Here is a 1,596-nt window from a genome sequence, read left to right on the forward strand (position 1 = left end):
CGTCGCGGATCAGGGTGAAGATGTTGAACTCTTGCCAGAGCGCGATCAGCCCGGCCAGAAACCCGTCTTCAAAGGCGGCTTTAACGCGGTCGAACTTGCCCGTGAAATAGGCGGTGATCCCGTCCCAGTTGTCGTAGATCACATAGACCGCCGCCGCCACCGCCGCGATGGCCAGAAAGATCGGGTTGGTCAGCAGGGCGCGACCAGCGATGGCCAAAGCGCGACCCAACCAGCCAAACGCGACAAACAGCGCACCCAAGGCCACGCGCAGCTTACCCACCCAGCCAAATAGCAGCCAGAAGGCCAGTTGCGCCGCCAGCACGCCGATATTCAGCGCCAGCAGACTTGCCACCCACCAGCCGATGGTCGTGACCAGTTCTTGGTTGGCACTGATCCAGTCGCCCGTCGCCGCGATGAACGGCATGGCCCGTTCGGCCAGATCGACCAGCACAGGCAACAGGCCGTTGCCCAAGGCGATCTGCGCGCCTTCCACAACAGAGCGCAACCGGGCAAGTGCGCCGCGTGCATTGTCGCTCATCTCGGCTGCCACGCGCGACGCGGACCCGGTCTCGCGCAGGCTTTCGATATAGGCTTGCAGCGCGCCGCTCGACGCCTCGCCCATAAGGATATTCGCAGCGCCCGCCGCTTCCATCCCGAAGATCACGGTGTTTATTTCCGAGCGTGCGGCGTTGCCCATCCCGTCCATGGCGGCGTTCATCTCGGACAGGATTTCCGGCAGCGCGCGCATGTTGCCGTCGGCATCGGTGATCGACACGCCCAGATCTTCCAACGCACGGCGGGCTTCGGTCGAGGGCGCGGCAAGGCGCGACAGGATCGCACGCAATGCGGTGCCGCCCTTCTCGCCTTTCAGGGCGTTGTTGCCTAAAACTCCGGCCATGGCTGCGGTCGTTTCAAGATCGACATTCAGGTTCGCCGCGAACGGCGCGGCATAGGACATAGTCAGCGCCAGATCGTCCAAGGTCGTGTTCGAACTGGTGAAAGTGTTGACCATGACATCGCCCAGGCGGCTCATCTGATCGACCTGCAGCTGGAAGCCCGACAGGATATTCGTGGCGTAATCCGCAGTCGTGCCAAGAGCCACCCCCGACGCTGCGGCGAGGTCCAGCATGCCCGGCATGGCCGTCATGGTTTGGTTGGTGTTCAGCCCGGCGACCGCCAGAGCTTCCATACCCTGCGCGGCCTCCAGCGCCGAATACCGGGTCTCTGCACCCAAGGCCAGCGCCTGCGCTTCCAGCGCAGCCTGTTCCTCGACGGTGGCTTTGGATTTGGCCGCGACACTGTCCATCTGGGCTTCGAACTCAATGGCCGGGCGCATCGCCGTGTATAACGCAAAGCCGACCCCAGCCGTCGCAAGGGCCGACCCGCGCAGCGCGGCGGTGTTTTGCTGCGCCACCTCTCGCATGGCGGTGCCCTGCGCCATCTGCGCGGCCCCGAACCGCTCGACCCGCTCCGCCGCCCCTTGGATATTCTGCATGGCCGCACGCGCAGGCGCGGTGGCCTGATCGACGAACTTCAGAATAAGGGCGATGTTCAGGTCGCTCATGCGGGTGCCTTATTTGGCTGGCGTGTTGGCGG

1 protein-coding gene is annotated in these 1,596 nt (G+C 64.3%); it reads right to left on the reverse strand.

The features are described from left to right. A partial coding sequence (locus ROE7235_RS19555) for a phage tail tape measure protein (RefSeq protein ID WP_121097710.1) occupies nucleotides 1-1,564 on the reverse strand: 1,564 nt, incomplete at its 3' end. Between the last annotated feature and the right edge of the window lie 32 nt (nucleotides 1,565-1,596).

Source organism: Roseinatronobacter ekhonensis (assembly GCF_900499075.1).
Taxonomy (GTDB): domain Bacteria; phylum Pseudomonadota; class Alphaproteobacteria; order Rhodobacterales; family Rhodobacteraceae; genus Roseinatronobacter; species Roseinatronobacter ekhonensis.